Genomic DNA, 14,361 nt, shown 5'->3' on the forward strand with positions numbered 1-14,361 from the left:
GGGTGACCGCCGTCACCAGCCCGGTGACGACGAGCGGCATGGTGATCATGTTTGGTGGTTTCACGGCCGCCAGAACTCCGCTCTTCTTGGCAAACAATGACAAAGCGTGCACTTGGCCAGCAATCAGACAGATGCACGTCTCTCGTGTTTTGTTGGCATAAGGACGCGTCAGGGTGGGGCAATCTTTGCGACCTGGCGCAGAATTTTTCGCGCGATCATCGCGATCATCGCGATCGGCCTCAACGAGGTGAGCCAGCCGGACAGGGCGGCAGGCCCATGCAACGTTCAGGCGGGGACCCTCATGTTCCACAGCTCGCCGTACGAACGGCATCGTGGGGGCGCGGCAGGCGGCGGCGCGGTCAGAGCCCTACTGCTCCGTCGATCTGTTCCCGAAGCAAGTCCGCGTGGCCGTTGTGCCGCGCGTACTCCTCCACCGTGTGCATCAGTACCCAGCGCAGTGACACGGGTCCTTCTCCGGGTTCATTCCCGGTGAGTTCGAGGTCCTGGGCCGCGTCGACGAAACGATTATCCGGCGGACGCGGTGCTGTCGTTGGCGACGGGGCGGCACTCGGCCGGGCTGGCCAAGCTGGCGGTCCGAGACACGTCGTCCACGGTGCTGGCACTCAGCGTGGACGGCAAGGGCATCGCGATGCGCCCCGAAGCGCTGCGGCCCGCGACCGCCAAGGCCGCCGCCCGAGCCAGGGCGACCTTCCGGACACGGCTGGCGTCGGGGGAGAAACCGGTCCGCAAACGGATGGCCACCGTTGGACCTCGCAGGCGTCAGGTGGGGCCTCGCTGGCGCCGAGGCGGTGTTGAAACTCCGCGCGCTGACCGCCAACGATCACCTCGACCCCTACTGGCGCTACCACCTCACACGACAACACGATCGTGTCCACCAGACCCGCTACCAGGACGGATATGCCCTTACCGCTTGATCACCCCGGTGTCCTACGCCCTTGATGGCGCTGGAACGGTGCGCGCCGTTGCCGTGGCTGTCAGGGTCTTCCCTTCGCCTCCAGATGCGTGGCGAAGTGGGCGCTGACGTACCTGCCGCACGCGGGTATCACTCAAAGATCAGGAGAGGTCGAGAAATCTGTCGTGTTCGTCTGCTGAAATGCGGCCCATGGACCAACAGAGCGCCTTGGCCGAAGTTCGCGAACTGCGTATCGAGCTGTTGGGTGAGCGGCTCGGCCAACAGATGGCCGCTCTTGCCCAGCCGGGGTTCGTGCTCAAGCCCGCCGGCCCAGACACGCCACCGACCGGCCGGTCCCGCGCAGGGGGCCCAGCGCTTGTGGAGCCGGGAACGCCGTGGCCGCAGACGGACGGAGCCCCGCTCAGCCTGTTCGCCGTGCTGGACACCGACGAACTGGCCCCATGGCTCGGCAGCCGACTGTCCGCCCGGCTTGGCCTGGTCAACGTCTTCAGAGCCCTCCGACGTGACATCGACGAATGCACGATCATCTGCGCAGACCCGGCGCATGCAGTGGAGACGCCGGCACCACCGCAAGGGGAGGTCCTCACCATGGTCGGGCTGCATGCGGCACCGATCATTACTCTGCCCTCAGTTTCGGGCGAATACGGCACATGCGACCCGGTCCTGGAAACATTCGACTACCGCGCCGAACCCGGCTACGACGAAGACCACTGGGAGCCCTCAACCGAACGGTTCGTGCAGGGACCGCTCCGTGAGGAGTGGCACTACTACTGCCGGGACCGACAGGGATTCGTACCCGGAGACAGCCAGGCGTTCGGTTGGCCGCACATCGACAGCTGGCTCGGAATGAGGGCAGAGGGATACGAACACCTCCTCACACTCTCGGGCAACCTGTGGAACGACAACGGGTTCGAGCGTGTGATGGTCCCCCCGAGCGCGCTCCAAACCGGCAAGTTCACCAACGCGGTATGTGAACAAGACGGCCTGCACTGATTCACCACCGTCGGTCCTTGAAGAGGAGCTACACCCATCGAGGATCCCGACGAGCAGGGTTGGACTCTGCGGGGGGAGCCGTCCACATGTTCCGTTCAGTCACGAGAACCGCGACGCCGTACGATCGCGTCGCTGATCTGCTGTGCCGCTTCGAGCTCGGGCGCCACCCAGCGCAGGCCGGTGTCCCCCACCTCCGCTGGCTCGGCAATTACCTGCGGCAACGGCCCCTCATCCACACCGGACCGCCACGTTGCCGGGTCTGGCCGCTCCGGCAGATGCCGGAACCGATCGTTCTGCGCCTCATCCCTCATGTTGGACATGACGACCGCAACCCCGCCGAAGTTCCTCGCCAAATCATGACTTCTCCCACACATGCCCCCCAGTCCCAGGCTGGAGGGACCGCTCCCTCCAGCAGAGCCGCATCCACCCGAGATCGCGGTTCTACCAGCCGTCGGGGTTGGCTCGTACCTGGCTCATGTCGCCTGCTCGGAGTGCTTTCGCCGGGGCGACAAACCGCAGAATGCCTCCGTCGCCCCACTCCCACATGTCGGTGCCGGCGAGAGTGAGCAGGTGAGCATAAGGCTCCTCCTGCGACAGCTCCTGCAACAGGTCAACGCCGTAGCTGCGGATCGGCGGCCAGCCGAACGCCTGATTGCTGATGCCACCCCACTCGATGCCTTGCTCGTCCACGCAGTACCGCGGCCAGGCATCCTCGCCGAACTTGTCGACCACCAGCCAGCCGGGATCCACGCGGTAGAGCGATGACGGCTCGATCTCATCTCCGTAGTCGAGGGTGCTGAGCACCGGATCGCAGTCGTAGGACGACATCGAGGGCAAAGTGACGGCAGGGTTGGCGTGCATCCGAACCGGGTCGAACCTCGGGGCCGGATCCGGTGCCGGGACCTCGACCGCGCGTTGCGGGTCAGCAGGCACGACCCGGCATACCCGCGGATCGTCATAGCTGAAGCTGCCGGCATCTTTCGGAACCTCCCTGGATCCGGTCCATGGATCCAAGAAGAAGAAATTGAGCAGCGCGGACCCGGTCGACGGGACCTGATCACCGAGCCATGGGCCGAGCGCGCCGACATCGAGCACGGCATACAGGCTGAGCGGCACACCCGCGTACACAGGCCACTGTGTGCCCGGCTCCAGCAGCGCCGGGCCGCCCCACCGGCACAACCCAGTCGCCACGGCATCCTCATCCGCAGGCTTCAGATCGAACCCGGGCCGCGCCAACGCCGCCAGCTGGCCCCCCACGTGTTCCCCCAGATGTTCAACGCACAGCTCACGCACGCCGGACAGCACCTCTTCATACCTCACCCGACCATGAAAGCAGCACAATGCCCCTGAAGATCACCAGTTCCGAACGTTTCAGATCAGGGGACGGCCAAGCCCCCGGCCCCCGCTGGCCCGAGTCCCGCCTCGCGACCACCTGCACGCGTCTGTCCACAGCGCTGGCGAGCCGCCGTTGGGACTGTCGGGGTCCTTTCCGCGGAATTCCGGGCTCATCGGAGTCTTGCCGTACGGGCTGAGGGAGGGGAGTGGCGGACGTGGCCGCTTGCCACGATCTACGTGCCACCTGCGTGCTACTTCGTGCCGTCCAGCGTTAGGTGGTTGGTGCAGGTCAGGTCGGGACGCCTCGAGTCCAGGGCACAGCAGATCCTGTTCCGCTCTCCGATATCGGGCGCGCCTGGGTGCCGCCTCCTGGGCGTTTCGCGAAGGTTCACGCCCCTATCACGCCATGGTCGTTACGGGGGTTGGTCAACGATCTAGCGTCGTGAGGCCAGATAGACCTAACGCAGCGGAGCCCTCTCATGCACCTTCGTCATGTCCTGGTGAGCCTGGCCTTTGTGCCCGCGCTCGCCGCGCCGGTAGCTGCCCACGCGTCAACGGCCGACGGTCCCGGCGTGCTGCCCCAGAAGACTCACTTCGACCTTCAGGCCCACCGTGGTGGCATCGGCATGACGACGGAGGAGTCGCTGGAGGGGTTCGGTAAGGCGATGCGCCTCGGGGTCAGCACCCTGGAGCTGGACACCCACGTCACCAAGGATGAGAAGGTCGTCGTCAACCACGACCGGCAGATCAGCGCCCAGAAGTGCCGCGACACCGCACCGGTCACGCCCGGAGATCCGCTGTACCCGTACGTCGGAAAGTACATCAAGGATCTGACCCTGGCTCAGATCAAGACCATGGACTGCGGGTATCAGCAGTTGCCCGGTTTCCCCGAGCAGGAGCAGATCAAGGGCTTCCGGATGGTCGAGCTCAAGGACGTCTTGAACCTCGTCAAGAGCTACCGCGCCAAGCAGGTCACGCTCAACATCGAGACCAAGGTCGAGGCGGGCGCGCCCGAGCAGACCGCGCCTCGCGAGCTGTTCGTCCGCCGGGTCTTCGAAGAGATCCACACCTCGGGGATCGAGCGCCAGGTCACCATCCAGTCCTTCGACTGGGGCGCGTTGCTGGAAATGCACCGGCTTGCGCCGACGTGGCCGCTGGTGGCGCTGACGAACTACGACTTCCTTCAGATCGGCAAGCCCGGCGCCTCCCCGTGGCTCGGTGGCATTGACGTCGACGACTACGAAGGCGATTTCGTGAAGGCGGCCGCCGCCATTCCTGGCGTCACGGCCCTCTCTCCTAACTACGGCTTCCCGCAGAGTGGGAAGGTCGGTGACCCAGGCTTCCGCTTCTACCCCGATCAGGCGATGGTGTCGGAGGCGCATGCCCGGGGCCTGAAGGTCATCCCGTGGACCTGTGACGACCCCGCCACCCTGGAGGCCCTCATGGACATGGGCGTTGACGGCATCATCACGAACTACCCGAACCACGTCCGGCAGATCATGGCCGACCGCGGCATGCGACTGCCGAAGGCCTACGCGCCGCGCTGACTCCCGAGTGTCGCGGCGATAGCCGCCCGCTCCCTTGATAGCGGGGAGTGGGCGGCCGTTCGTCTTGTCTGTTCATGCGATGCGGACGGCGGCGAGATTCTTCGGGAACCGACGCACGTGATGGGCGCCTGGCCAAGGTCGGTCACTCTGTCCAGCGCATCGGCTTGGATACGCTGGCAATGGGGTCAGGGGGTCACGCTGAGGGGCGTCAGCCAGTGGATCTCCAGGTCTTCTCGTAGGTAGTCCATGCGGTGCTGCTGGAAGTGTGCGAGTTCGGGACGCGCGAGATGCGCGCGCAGGTCGTCGGCCGACCGCCACAGTTCGTAGAACACGAACGTGCTGGGATCTGCCACGTCGCGGTGGACCTGGTACTGCATCGAGCCAGGCTCGGCCCTGGTCGGCTCCACGAATGACAGCAGCAGCCGCTCCAGCTCATCGGCTCGCTCGGGCTTCGGCCGGGCGAAGCCGTAGATACCGACCGCCCCGCCTCCTTCAGGTACGACAATTTTCATACCTGACAACGCTAGCCATCGGTCAGGTATGATGCAAATCGTACCTAGGAGTGAGTCATGGATCTGGGCAAGGTGTTCCGCGCGCTGGCGGACGACTCCCGCCGCCGGGTCGTGGCCGAACTCGCGGCCGATCCCGAAGACCGGGAGCGTGCCTGCGGATCGTTTGACCTGCCGGTGAAGAAGGCCGCGCGCACGCATCACTTCCGGGTGCTGCGCGAGGCCGGGCTGATCATGCAGCGTGACCACGGCAACGGCAGCGCCGTCTCGCTGCCCAGGCAGGACATCGAGCGTCATCTGCCCGGTCTGTTGGAGCTCCTGTCCGAGGAGTTGGAGTCCGGCAGCAGGACGGGCAGAACCGGGGACACTGCGGCTGATTAGCCCACCAGGACCACCGGCCGTCCTGTTGCTCTGATCCATGGTCCGCCGTGGCCGAGCAGGCTGGCGCGCGGCCCCAGAACGATGCGGCATTCGTGGCGTGTCACCCAGCCGTCGCGCTGGCAGGTGGTGACCATTCTGGACACGATGGCCTTGTCGATGTTCAAGTGACGTGCCAGTTCGGTGACCGTGATCGACCCCCATCGGTCGATGGCCTCCAGTAAGGCCAAGCCCCGCATGAACGCCGCAGCGCCGACCACCAGGACGAGCGCGTCCCGTTCACCATGGGGCTGTCGCCGTACTGGCTGCAGACCGAGATCGAGCTCGCCCCCGATCACGACGCGCCCGCGCTGGAGAACGTCTTCCGCGCCGCCGCCACGATCACCTCCGACGACGAACGACACGACCACTTCAGTGGCGTCCTCGTCGCCTACCTGCAGCCGGATTTCACGAAGGTCTTCTCCTACAGCCCCGCCACCGGTCGCCTGTCGCCCGAGCCCGTGGACTCCCACACGAGTAAGGACCCCATAGTCCGTTGCACGGACGACGGCGCATACTGCCTCGGCATGTACGTCAAGCCCGAAGTCCTCGGCGACAAGGCCTACTACTACACGATGACCCGCCCGCCCATGGACTACAACGGCCACTTCGGCGAGAACACCATCCAGGTCACCAGCCCCAGCGGAGCCATGGACAAGGGAGACAAGGTCAACTACGAGACCTACGTGGTCGTCGGCGACAAGAGCCGCGTCGAGCAGACCATGACCCAGCTCCACCGCGCCTTCCGGTAGCCGGCCCTCGGCCAGGGGATCAGACCGGCGCCGATGACGCCGCAGCCTTCACGTCCGCGTCCGATGATTCGCCCGGTCGCGGACAGGCTCGTCGATCCCTACCGGCTGCGCGAACGCGACACCCAGCTGGTGCATGACCTCACGGCCGCCTGCCCCGAACTGGCCGAACTCGCCCGCCAACGCTCATGACGGTCAGAGTCCTACTGCTCCATCGATCTGTTCCCGGAGCAAGTCCGCGTGGCCGTTGTGCCGCGCGTACTCCTCCACCATGTGCATCAGTACCCAGCGCAGTGACACGGGTCCTTCTCCGGGTTCATTCCCGGTGAGTTCGAGGTCCTGGGCCGCGTCGACGAAACGGTCCGCGAACGCGATCTCCGTTTGCCACGCTTGCCAGGCCTGGGCAACCATCTGCGCGTTCGCGCTCGCCACGTCGAATGCGCTGTCAGGAGAGGAGAACAGGGGTGGGAGCTCCTGTCCAGCCATCACCCGGCGGAACCAGAAACGTTCGGACTCGGCCGCGTGCCGCACGAGGCCCAGGAGCGACAACGCCGATCGACCTACCGCCCGCTCCGCGAGCTGCGCCGACTCCAGGCCGGCGCACTTGTGTTCCAGGGTTTCTCGATGCCAGCGCAGGAATGCCACCAACGTCGTGCGCTCATCCGCTTGCGAGGGCCGCTTGGCGCGGGAATTGCCGTCACTCTGGACGAACGGAGGGCTCGGCATCCCATCATCATTCACCATCACGCCGCTCGCCGCAGGTCAAGGTCAGGACAGCGCAGGCCAGACGGCGATGGCCGCGCTGTACGGGAAGATGCCCGGCCATGCCGCTGAGGAGCCGTTGTACGACCCGCAGGTGAAGAAGCTCTGCGTCAGCCCTTGCCGAGGACGCAGAACTCGTTGCCCTCAGGGTCGGCGAGGACTGTCCACGGCACCTCGCCCTGGCCGACGTCGGCGTTGGTGGCGCCCAAAGTCCGCAGCCGGGCCACCTCCGCGTCCTTGGCGTCAATGGGGTACGGCAGCAGGTCGAGATGGACGCGATTCCGCACGGTCGTCACGTTGGACGTGCGGCGAAGCTCCAGATACGGGCCGACGCCCTCGGCGGAGCGCAGCAGCGCATGATCGTCGGTCACCTCGTGCAGGGTCCAGTGCACCGCCTCGCCCCAGAACCGGGCCAAGGCCCGCGGGTCCGCGCAGTCGACCACCACCGCGGCGATCGGCCCGGTATCCCGGTAGATCTCCCGAGGCTCCAGCACGCGGAACACGTTGCCCTCCGGGTCGGCCAGAACCGTCCACGGAACGTCGCCCTGGCCCACATCGGCGGGCGTAGCTCCGAGATCCTGGAGGCGCGCGACCAACTCGGCCTGATGGGCCGCAGAGGTGGTGGCGAGTTCGAGGTGCGCGCGGTAGTTCACCGTTTCGAGGTCCGGGACGGTCACGACATCGATGTAGAAGCCGGCGGGGTCCGGCCAGACGAAGCCCACGGGCTCGAGGTTGGTCACGCCGGGTCCCTCGCTGGAAACACCCCAACCGAGCGCCTCCGCCCAGAAACGGCCGAGCGCCGCGTCATCCCGAGCCTTGAAGTTCACCTGAACAAGTCTCAATGCCATGCCGCTGATCATATGCCCAGGTAGATGAGGCCTTGTCTGCATTCTCGCTCTCGCAACGTAAGCGGGAGGAACGGCCAAAAGGCGCATCCTCCGAAAGCTACGCTGCAGCCCTTCCAAGGCTGGCCACCTCTGCAAGGTCATCGCAGTCCTTCAAAACCACCGCGTTGCCCAGGCCGCCTGAGGGCGGAACGGCTCACTGGTGCGCGTCGTCCTGGAACTTATACCAAGGCCCCCTCACGTGCCGGACATCGCTCGGCCGGCTCGCGGGGCTCCAGACATAGCCGTAGCCGTCCCCTCCCCAGCCCTTGCCTCGGTAGAAGTAGACCTGTTCGTTCTCCCGACGGACGAACTCGAACGAGAGGCTTCCGATGCTTTGATCCCTGAGTTCGACACCTTGCCCCATTGTGCGGGCGACCGCCTCCATTTTCCCTGACGAGTGGATGAAGCGCAGGTCCTCAGCCCAGATCAGGGCCACGATAAGGATGGCAGTCAGGAGAACCGCACCCAAGTACGCAGCTCTGCGTAACGCAGGCCTTTCCACGCGGCTCGTCTCGATCATGTGGTCATCTTCACATGTGCTGGGGCAGAACCCGAAGGAGCCATCGGCATGCTGGATCTCGCACCGGGCCTTTCGGTCCAAGGATCGACCTGGAATGATCAGGCTCGGATGAACCTACCCAAGGACTACTTTTGGCTACCAAACTCCTCGCGTTCGTCGCCTTCTTGCTGATCGGCTCAGGCGTACTTGCTGGTCTGATGCCTGTTACTTCAGAAGGTGAGGCGTGTGGTTCTGCATTCATTACCGCCTCTCTCCCTGATTACTTAATGGATGAGACTCGTAACTTGGCGGCAGAAGAAATGGACTACAGGAACAGATGCAAGGATGTCCGAAACCTTGTTCAGATTCCCGCCACCGTCTTGGTCGCCGCAGGGGCGACCACGTTGATCGCTGCGTTCTTCTCGCGGAGAACAGTCTCTATGGCGAGAAATTGACCGACACGCTGTCGCACTACTGTCATCGCGAGCGGCAGCAATGTGCGGCAACCGCGCCACGCGACAACGGCTGTGAGCGGCCGCCTCCGACTGGCTTAACCGGCCAAAACTCTCTTAACGATCTTCACGTCAGAAGTCCGGGACGAAGAGGTCGTGGGTTCAAATCCCGCCACCCCCAGACTGTCGCCGAGCCTCTTCAGGCGCCCTCTCAGAAGCCAGAGAAACTAGAGAAAGCAGAGAAAGCAGAGAAGAAGGCCAGGCCGATGGCGACAGCGATGAGCCCGATGACGATTCCGCTGTAGCCGCCGCCGGCGTGATCTGCGGGCATGGCGCTGGTCGGGTTCTGCGGGTCGTAGAGCACTTCGGTCTCGTTGCCGATGCCAAGGTCGGAGGTGGTCGCTGCCTCGGTGGTGATTTCCTGCCCCTCCACGGTCGTGAAGGTGAGAACCGGCCGCTGCCTCGCCCTTAAGTGCTCCCCCTGTCCCACGAACGTGGTCCGGACGTCGCTGACCACGCCTGGCACCCGCTGCGCCCGCCGGACGAACTGCTTGCCGTCGATGATTCCCTTGATCGAACGTAGAATGATCAGTCCTCCGAACGCCACGAACAGCAGCGGGAAGTACTGGAACAGATCTTCCAACGCGGATCTCCTTGGGTCGTCTGTACTTTAGAACGTCCTAGGGCCGGTACGGAGTTCGGATCTTTGGATGGGTTGAAGGCTTCGGATCCACAAGATGGCTTCGCGCAGATGAAGGCCGGTCGGCGGACAGATGGACCTTGCTGGTCAGGCCGCCCCGCGAGCGGCCCAGCCTGTCACAGCGGGCATCAGCACACCTTGAAGATGCTCTTCCAACCGACGGCCGTCTTCTGCTGCGCGTTGCTCTTGGTGGGCAGCGTGAAGTGCACCGACCCTCTGGCGTTGATCTGGTTGTGCATCCGGCCGGACTGGCCGGAGCCGTACCACTTGTACGACCCGCGGTAGCGGAGGTTGGTCACGCCGCACTCGGTGATGACCTGTGTCCTGCCTGTGAAGCCCGGTCCTTCATAGGCCACGTACATCGAATCGGGGGCCGCGGACGTCGAGGCGTTGGCGGCACCGCCCATGATCGTGATCAGGGAGGCAGAGATGGCGGAGATGAGGGCGATTTTCTTGATGCTCTTCACGGCGATCCTCCGGATGCGTCTCATCTGATTACCAAAAGTATTTTCAACGTCACTTCGAGTAGAGAAGTCCCAGAGGGGCTCACCAGCGACGAGCTTGGACTCGCCGCAGGAGCGGGCAAGGGACCGTCCCTTTCGTGCGTTTCCTGACGAGAGGAACATATGGACCAACACTTGATCGTCACTTACGCCTCACTTACACCACACGTGACAACTGGGCGTAAACCACCGTGTGGGGACGCTTCGGGAGATGCGCCACAGCTTCGCGTCTCTGCTCTCCGACCAGAGTTGAGGAAGGACTTCCTCAAGAGATCCCGCCCGTGGAGCGAACTCAGCCCGCCGTCAGGGTCTGGGCGGGTCCGCCGATGTGCTGCCAGGTGCCGGAGTCAGCGGACCAGCGCAGGATCCGCGAGCGGTCCTCGGTCAGCACGAACACTGCCTCTCGGCCGACCACCACCTCCGCGCCGGCCGGGCCGATGTCCTGCCAGCTCTGGCCCGCGAGGCCGGTCGTCAAGTCAGTGAGGACGCGCAGCCGTGCGCGCGAGGGGTCGGTGGAGAAGAGGCCGGCGGGGCCTCCGTACAGCTCTGCCGCCGGACCTGCCGCGTACGTCCAGGGCGGCCAGGGTGCCGACGGATCGTCCGAGAGCCAACGGTTGACCAGAGCGCGTTCCGGGGTCAGGCCGTACAGGTGACGGTTGGTGAGAGCGAACGAGGCCCCCGCCGTGCCGACGCGGTCCCAGGCGAAGGGGCGGCCCGAATACCGGAAGATCCACCCCGCCTCCGGATCCGTCGCGAACAGCCCCGGCTCGCCGCCGTACAACCGCACTGCTGGGCCGCCGATCGTGGTCCATGACGTGCCGTGCCCGTTCCACACGGCGACGGACTGGCGGTCGGCGGCCAGCCGGAAGACGTGTGCGCCGCTGACCGCGAAGTCGCCGCCGAGCTCACTGATCAGCGACCAGCGGCCGGGCCGGCCCTCATACCGGTAGAGGCGGTCGTCCGTGCCGGTCGCGAACAGACCGGCGGGCCCGGAGTGCAGGCGCTTGGCTCCGTCGCCGATTCTGGTCCACCCCGCCGCGTTCGTGCCATCCCAGCGGAAGACGCCATCACCGCCCTGCCCCACGGCGAACACGGCGTCCCCACCCGGAGAACCCCATCCGAGCAGCAGGGCGAGCACCGTGAGCACCGCGATTGCGGTGCCGCCACCGACGAGGAACAGGGGGCGGGGGCGGCGTCGCCTCGTAGTCGCCGCACCGGGTGCCGCAGGCGGCTCGAGGCTCGCGGCCGGTTCCATGACCGCCGCCTCTGTGACCGCCGCCTCTGCGATCTCAGCCTCTGTGACCGTCGCCGCCGTCGGCGAAGGCAGCGGCGGCGGAGCCGCCGGGACGGGTTCCCGCTGCCCTGCTTCGAGGGCCGCCGCGTACAGCCGGGTGGCGGTCTCCAGGTGACCGTGGCGGGTGCGTTCGTCCGGTGCGTGGTCCTGGACCAGTTTCGTCAGCAGCTCCAACGGGATGAGCTTCAGGCCTGAGCGGTACTCGCTCCAGAGCGTCTTGCCCACGTGATACCGCGCGGCGAGCTCGCGGACGGTCATCCCGGCGGTGAGCGTCAGCAGGAACTCCGCCAACGCGTTCGCCTGCTGCGTGCTGCCACGCGGGCCGCCCTGGGGCCTGCCCACCTTGCGGTTCATCGCGGCCATCTTCTCCTCCGCAACCTCCGCCGGTGATCAAGTCAACAGACCCGATTGTCCGCGGACAACTCATTGTCCGGATTTGATCAGGGATTCGCGTCGGCGCTTCCGGACAATCAGCGGACCCGCCAGCCTCGAAAGCGCCGGATGGTAACCATCCGCGCAGCCCTACCGCCCCCAAGTCCGCCAGATCATGGGTATCTGGCGCGGGAGGAGATTTCGTGACCAGAAACGCCTTCACGCGACTCGCCGCAGTGACCCTGCTCGCCACCGCCACCGCCACCGCCGGGTTGGCGGCACCCGCCGACGCCGCAAGCGGGTCCACCCCCGAGCAAGTATGTGGCAGCGGTTTCAACACGGTGGCGCTAGGCCGCATGCCGGTCGCCGACCAGACGAACACCGTTCGTGGCCATGTTTACCTGCTCTACAGCCCGTACACGGGAGAGCACTGCGTCGTCACCATCAAGTCGGATTTCGTGGGCACATCCAGCAGGGTCACGGCGACCCTCCTCGTGCAGAGCGTCGCCTTCATCGCCCCGCGCAAAGTAGAGGACCTGGGAAACTTCAAGTACTACGCGGGTCCGGTGAAGGTGAACGCCAAGGGCAGATGCGTCTCCTTCAAGGGAACGATCAGCCTTCCCGGATCCGCCGTCCAGGCCTCGGGCGGTTGGAGCGGCTACGGCGACTGCGGAAGGCAACCTTCCCGCCAACGAGGCCTCCGCTGATAAGGACCTCAGGCCGCGGGATCGAGGGCGGGATCGGTGGTGAGGATCCGCTGGTGGAGTTCCCGTACGGTCGTCCCCGGCTCCAGGCCCTGCTCGGAGATCAGCGCCGCGCGCAACCCGGTGTACACGGACAGGGCTTCGGCCTGCCGTCCCGACTATCCGTCTCGGCCCCGGCGATGGTTGGGGCCATCCTTGCAATTACAACGTAATGGTGGGGTGGACGATATCGTCATATAAGAAGACTTCGTGAGAGAACTACCCGTCGGCCTCTTCTACAGCCGGAGACCACCGCCCGGCCAGGTGATCTCCAGAAGCGTCCAGTCCGGGAAAAAACCTCTGATGACGAGCACAACAAGTGCCCAGAACAGAAACCCGATGACCGGAGCAATGTAGTCCTCGTCAGCAGTCCTGTCGAGACGAATGACCAAGGGGACGGCGACGGCAAGGCCGGCTCCAGCGGCCGAGAGGCCGAGCCAGCCGAGCTCGTGACCCGGATTTACGAGGCCCACCAACTCTCCAAGTATGATCACCCCGGCCATGATCCAGGCGCTGACAAACACCCACCGTGGCTGTTGCTTAATGGAGCTGAACGATTGGGGCCTGGGTGACGACTGCGGCGGATGTGCAAGTTCGGGCCAAGAGATGCTTTGCGTTGGCGGCTGTGCATGATCGGGCGCCGTGGTCGTCGGGCCTTTTCGATCTTTGCGGTGGTAGCTCAGCGCATCGTACACAAAGCTGCCTGCGGCAAACATAAGACCCGCAATGGCAATGAAGGTGAGCACCTACCCAGGTTCCAGCATGCCGCACACGCTTGTCACGATTTCATGTAACTGATTTCTACAGGCTATTGTGAGTAGCTGATCTTCGTGTTCGTAAGCTTGCCGGCGCCGACCTGGCCCAGGGCATCGCGTAAACGTTTCTCAGGCCGCGGGGTCGAGGGCGGGATCGGTGGTGAGGATCCGCTGGTGGAGTTCCCGTACGGTCGTCCCCGGCTCCAGGCCCTGTTCGGAGATCAGCGCCGCGCGCAACCCGGTGTACACGGACAGGGCTTCGGCCTGCCGTCCCGACCGGTACAGGGCGAGCATGAGCAGCGCGTGCAGCGGTTCGTGTAGCGGGTGGGTGGCGGTGAGTTCGCGTAGTTCGGGGATCACCGTCGCCTGATGGCCGAGTTCGACGTCGGCCTTCACCCTGGCCTCTACGGCCAGTAGCCGCGCCTCCTCCAGTCGGTCGGCGTGCGCCTGGATCATCGGGCTGGCGGGTACGTCGGCCAGCGCGGGCCCGCGCCAGAGATCCAGCGCCGCTCCCAGCAGCCCGCGGGCCGGCTCCAGCTGACGTGCTCGAATGGCCTGCTGTGCTTCGGCGAGCAGCCCCTGGAAGCGGGCCGCGTCGGTCTCCAGCGCGGCGCCGCCCAGCTCGTAGAACCCCCCTCGGGTGCGTAGGTCCTCGCCCAGCACCCGGCGCAACCGCCAGACGTATCCCTGCAGCGTCTTACGGGCGAACTTGGGCTCGGAGCCCTGCCAGAGCTCCTCGATGATCCGGTCCGCCGAGACCGAACGGCCCGCGTTGATCGCCAGGATGGCGAGGACGGCGCGATGCTTGGGTGCGGTGATGGGGACCACCCCGTCGCCGCGTACGACCTGGAGTGGGCCGAGCAGATCGAGCCGGGCTCCGCGGAATGTCAAGGGCACGTCCACCTCCTGA

19 protein-coding genes and 3 pseudogenes are annotated in these 14,361 nt (G+C 65.5%); 8 read left to right on the forward strand and 14 right to left on the reverse strand.

Going from position 1 to position 14,361, the window contains the following annotated elements; all coding sequences use genetic code 11:
- Window positions 1-359: 359 nt before the first annotated feature.
- Window positions 360-524, reverse strand: a pseudogene (locus AB0F17_RS50455) (DUF664 domain-containing protein); the annotation flags it as partial.
- Here AB0F17_RS50455 and AB0F17_RS50460 point away from each other — a divergent pair.
- Both AB0F17_RS50460 and AB0F17_RS50465 read left to right on the forward strand, forming a co-directional pair.
- Window positions 521-766 (forward strand): annotated as a pseudogene (locus AB0F17_RS50460) (ISKra4 family transposase); the annotation flags it as partial. The pseudogenes AB0F17_RS50455 and AB0F17_RS50460 sit on opposite strands and share 4 nt — an antisense overlap.
- A 357-nt stretch (window positions 767-1,123) precedes the next feature.
- Window positions 1,124-1,927 (forward strand): DUF1963 domain-containing protein, encoded by an 804-nt coding sequence (locus AB0F17_RS50465; protein WP_358039187.1) that lies wholly within the window; start codon window positions 1,124-1,126, stop codon window positions 1,925-1,927.
- Between the two features lie 95 nt (window positions 1,928-2,022).
- Here AB0F17_RS50465 and AB0F17_RS50470 read toward each other — a convergent pair whose 3' ends face one another.
- Both AB0F17_RS50470 and AB0F17_RS50475 read right to left on the reverse strand, forming a co-directional pair.
- Entirely contained in the window at window positions 2,023-2,280 is a 258-nt protein-coding gene (locus tag AB0F17_RS50470; RefSeq protein ID WP_358039190.1) for a hypothetical protein, read from the reverse strand.
- An 88-nt stretch (window positions 2,281-2,368) separates the two neighbouring features.
- Window positions 2,369-3,247, reverse strand: coding sequence for a DUF1963 domain-containing protein (locus tag AB0F17_RS50475; RefSeq protein ID WP_358039193.1), 879 nt, complete (start codon window positions 3,245-3,247; stop codon window positions 2,369-2,371).
- A 494-nt stretch (window positions 3,248-3,741) separates the two neighbouring features.
- On the opposite strand from AB0F17_RS50475, the gene AB0F17_RS50480 reads away from it, so the two are divergent.
- Entirely contained in the window at window positions 3,742-4,809 is a 1,068-nt protein-coding gene (locus tag AB0F17_RS50480) for a glycerophosphodiester phosphodiesterase family protein (RefSeq protein ID WP_358039196.1), read from the forward strand.
- 185 nt (window positions 4,810-4,994) lie between these two features.
- On the opposite strand, the gene AB0F17_RS50485 is transcribed toward AB0F17_RS50480, so the two are convergent.
- Complete coding sequence (locus AB0F17_RS50485; RefSeq protein WP_125644822.1) at window positions 4,995-5,321, reverse strand: putative quinol monooxygenase; 327 nt, start codon at window positions 5,319-5,321, stop codon at window positions 4,995-4,997.
- A gap of 57 nt (window positions 5,322-5,378) precedes the next feature.
- Between AB0F17_RS50485 and AB0F17_RS50490 the strand changes: the two genes are divergently transcribed.
- A complete protein-coding gene (locus AB0F17_RS50490) occupies window positions 5,379-5,699 on the forward strand; it encodes a helix-turn-helix domain-containing protein (RefSeq protein ID WP_358039199.1) in 321 nt (106 codons plus the stop codon).
- Here AB0F17_RS50490 and AB0F17_RS50495 read toward each other — a convergent pair.
- The gene (locus AB0F17_RS50495) at window positions 5,696-5,926 is read right to left on the reverse strand and encodes a MarR family transcriptional regulator (protein WP_358039202.1); all 231 of its coding nucleotides are present in this window, start codon (window positions 5,924-5,926) and stop codon (window positions 5,696-5,698) included. The two genes, AB0F17_RS50490 and AB0F17_RS50495, sit on opposite strands and share 4 nt — an antisense overlap.
- A gap of 54 nt (window positions 5,927-5,980) precedes the next feature.
- On the opposite strand from AB0F17_RS50495, the gene AB0F17_RS50500 reads away from it, so the two are divergent.
- The gene (locus tag AB0F17_RS50500) at window positions 5,981-6,487 is read left to right on the forward strand and encodes a hypothetical protein (protein ID WP_358039204.1); all 507 of its coding nucleotides are present in this window, start codon (window positions 5,981-5,983) and stop codon (window positions 6,485-6,487) included.
- A 63-nt stretch (window positions 6,488-6,550) separates the two neighbouring features.
- Entirely contained in the window at window positions 6,551-6,676 is a 126-nt protein-coding gene (locus tag AB0F17_RS50505; protein ID WP_358039207.1) for a hypothetical protein, read from the forward strand.
- Window positions 6,677-6,679: 3 nt separating this feature from the next.
- On the opposite strand, the gene AB0F17_RS50510 is transcribed toward AB0F17_RS50505, so the two are convergent.
- The 3 genes from AB0F17_RS50510 to AB0F17_RS50520 form a co-directional block, all read right to left on the reverse strand.
- Window positions 6,680-7,228, reverse strand: a complete 549-nt coding sequence (locus AB0F17_RS50510; protein ID WP_358039209.1) for a DinB family protein — start codon at window positions 7,226-7,228, stop codon at window positions 6,680-6,682.
- 128 nt (window positions 7,229-7,356) lie between these two features.
- Window positions 7,357-8,094, reverse strand: coding sequence for a VOC family protein (locus tag AB0F17_RS50515; RefSeq protein ID WP_358039211.1), 738 nt, complete (start codon window positions 8,092-8,094; stop codon window positions 7,357-7,359).
- Between the two features lie 193 nt (window positions 8,095-8,287).
- Entirely contained in the window at window positions 8,288-8,653 is a 366-nt protein-coding gene (locus tag AB0F17_RS50520; RefSeq protein ID WP_358039214.1) for a hypothetical protein, read from the reverse strand.
- A 131-nt stretch (window positions 8,654-8,784) separates the two neighbouring features.
- Between AB0F17_RS50520 and AB0F17_RS50525 the strand changes: the two genes are divergently transcribed.
- Complete coding sequence (locus AB0F17_RS50525; RefSeq protein WP_358039217.1) at window positions 8,785-9,087, forward strand: hypothetical protein; 303 nt, start codon at window positions 8,785-8,787, stop codon at window positions 9,085-9,087.
- A 208-nt stretch (window positions 9,088-9,295) separates the two neighbouring features.
- On the opposite strand, the gene AB0F17_RS50530 is transcribed toward AB0F17_RS50525, so the two are convergent.
- The 3 genes from AB0F17_RS50530 to AB0F17_RS50540 all read right to left on the reverse strand — a co-directional run bounded on the left by AB0F17_RS50530 (window position 9,296) and on the right by AB0F17_RS50540 (window position 11,935).
- Entirely contained in the window at window positions 9,296-9,727 is a 432-nt protein-coding gene (locus AB0F17_RS50530) for a DUF3592 domain-containing protein (RefSeq protein WP_358039220.1), read from the reverse strand.
- Between the two features lie 185 nt (window positions 9,728-9,912).
- Window positions 9,913-10,275, reverse strand: coding sequence for a MiAMP1 family antimicrobial peptide (locus AB0F17_RS50535; protein ID WP_358039223.1), 363 nt, complete (start codon window positions 10,273-10,275; stop codon window positions 9,913-9,915).
- Between the two features lie 304 nt (window positions 10,276-10,579).
- Window positions 10,580-11,935 (reverse strand): hypothetical protein, encoded by a 1,356-nt coding sequence (locus AB0F17_RS50540; protein ID WP_358039225.1) that lies wholly within the window; start codon window positions 11,933-11,935, stop codon window positions 10,580-10,582.
- Between the two features lie 221 nt (window positions 11,936-12,156).
- Between AB0F17_RS50540 and AB0F17_RS50545 the strand changes: the two genes are divergently transcribed.
- The gene (locus AB0F17_RS50545) at window positions 12,157-12,660 is read left to right on the forward strand and encodes a hypothetical protein (RefSeq protein ID WP_358039228.1); all 504 of its coding nucleotides are present in this window, start codon (window positions 12,157-12,159) and stop codon (window positions 12,658-12,660) included.
- 8 nt (window positions 12,661-12,668) lie between these two features.
- Here AB0F17_RS50545 and AB0F17_RS50550 read toward each other — a convergent pair.
- The 3 genes and pseudogenes from AB0F17_RS50550 to AB0F17_RS50560 form a co-directional block, all read right to left on the reverse strand.
- Window positions 12,669-12,803: pseudogene (locus AB0F17_RS50550) on the reverse strand (BTAD domain-containing putative transcriptional regulator); the annotation flags it as partial.
- Between the two features lie 129 nt (window positions 12,804-12,932).
- Window positions 12,933-13,442 (reverse strand): hypothetical protein, encoded by a 510-nt coding sequence (locus tag AB0F17_RS50555; RefSeq protein ID WP_358039231.1) that lies wholly within the window; start codon window positions 13,440-13,442, stop codon window positions 12,933-12,935.
- Window positions 13,443-13,580: 138 nt separating this feature from the next.
- Complete coding sequence (locus tag AB0F17_RS50560; protein WP_358039234.1) at window positions 13,581-14,348, reverse strand: AfsR/SARP family transcriptional regulator; 768 nt, start codon at window positions 14,346-14,348, stop codon at window positions 13,581-13,583.
- Window positions 14,349-14,361: the final 13 nt, after the last annotated feature.

The sequence above is a fragment of the Nonomuraea sp. NPDC026600 genome (genome assembly GCF_040638335.1).
Lineage (GTDB): Bacteria > Actinomycetota > Actinomycetes > Streptosporangiales > Streptosporangiaceae > Nonomuraea.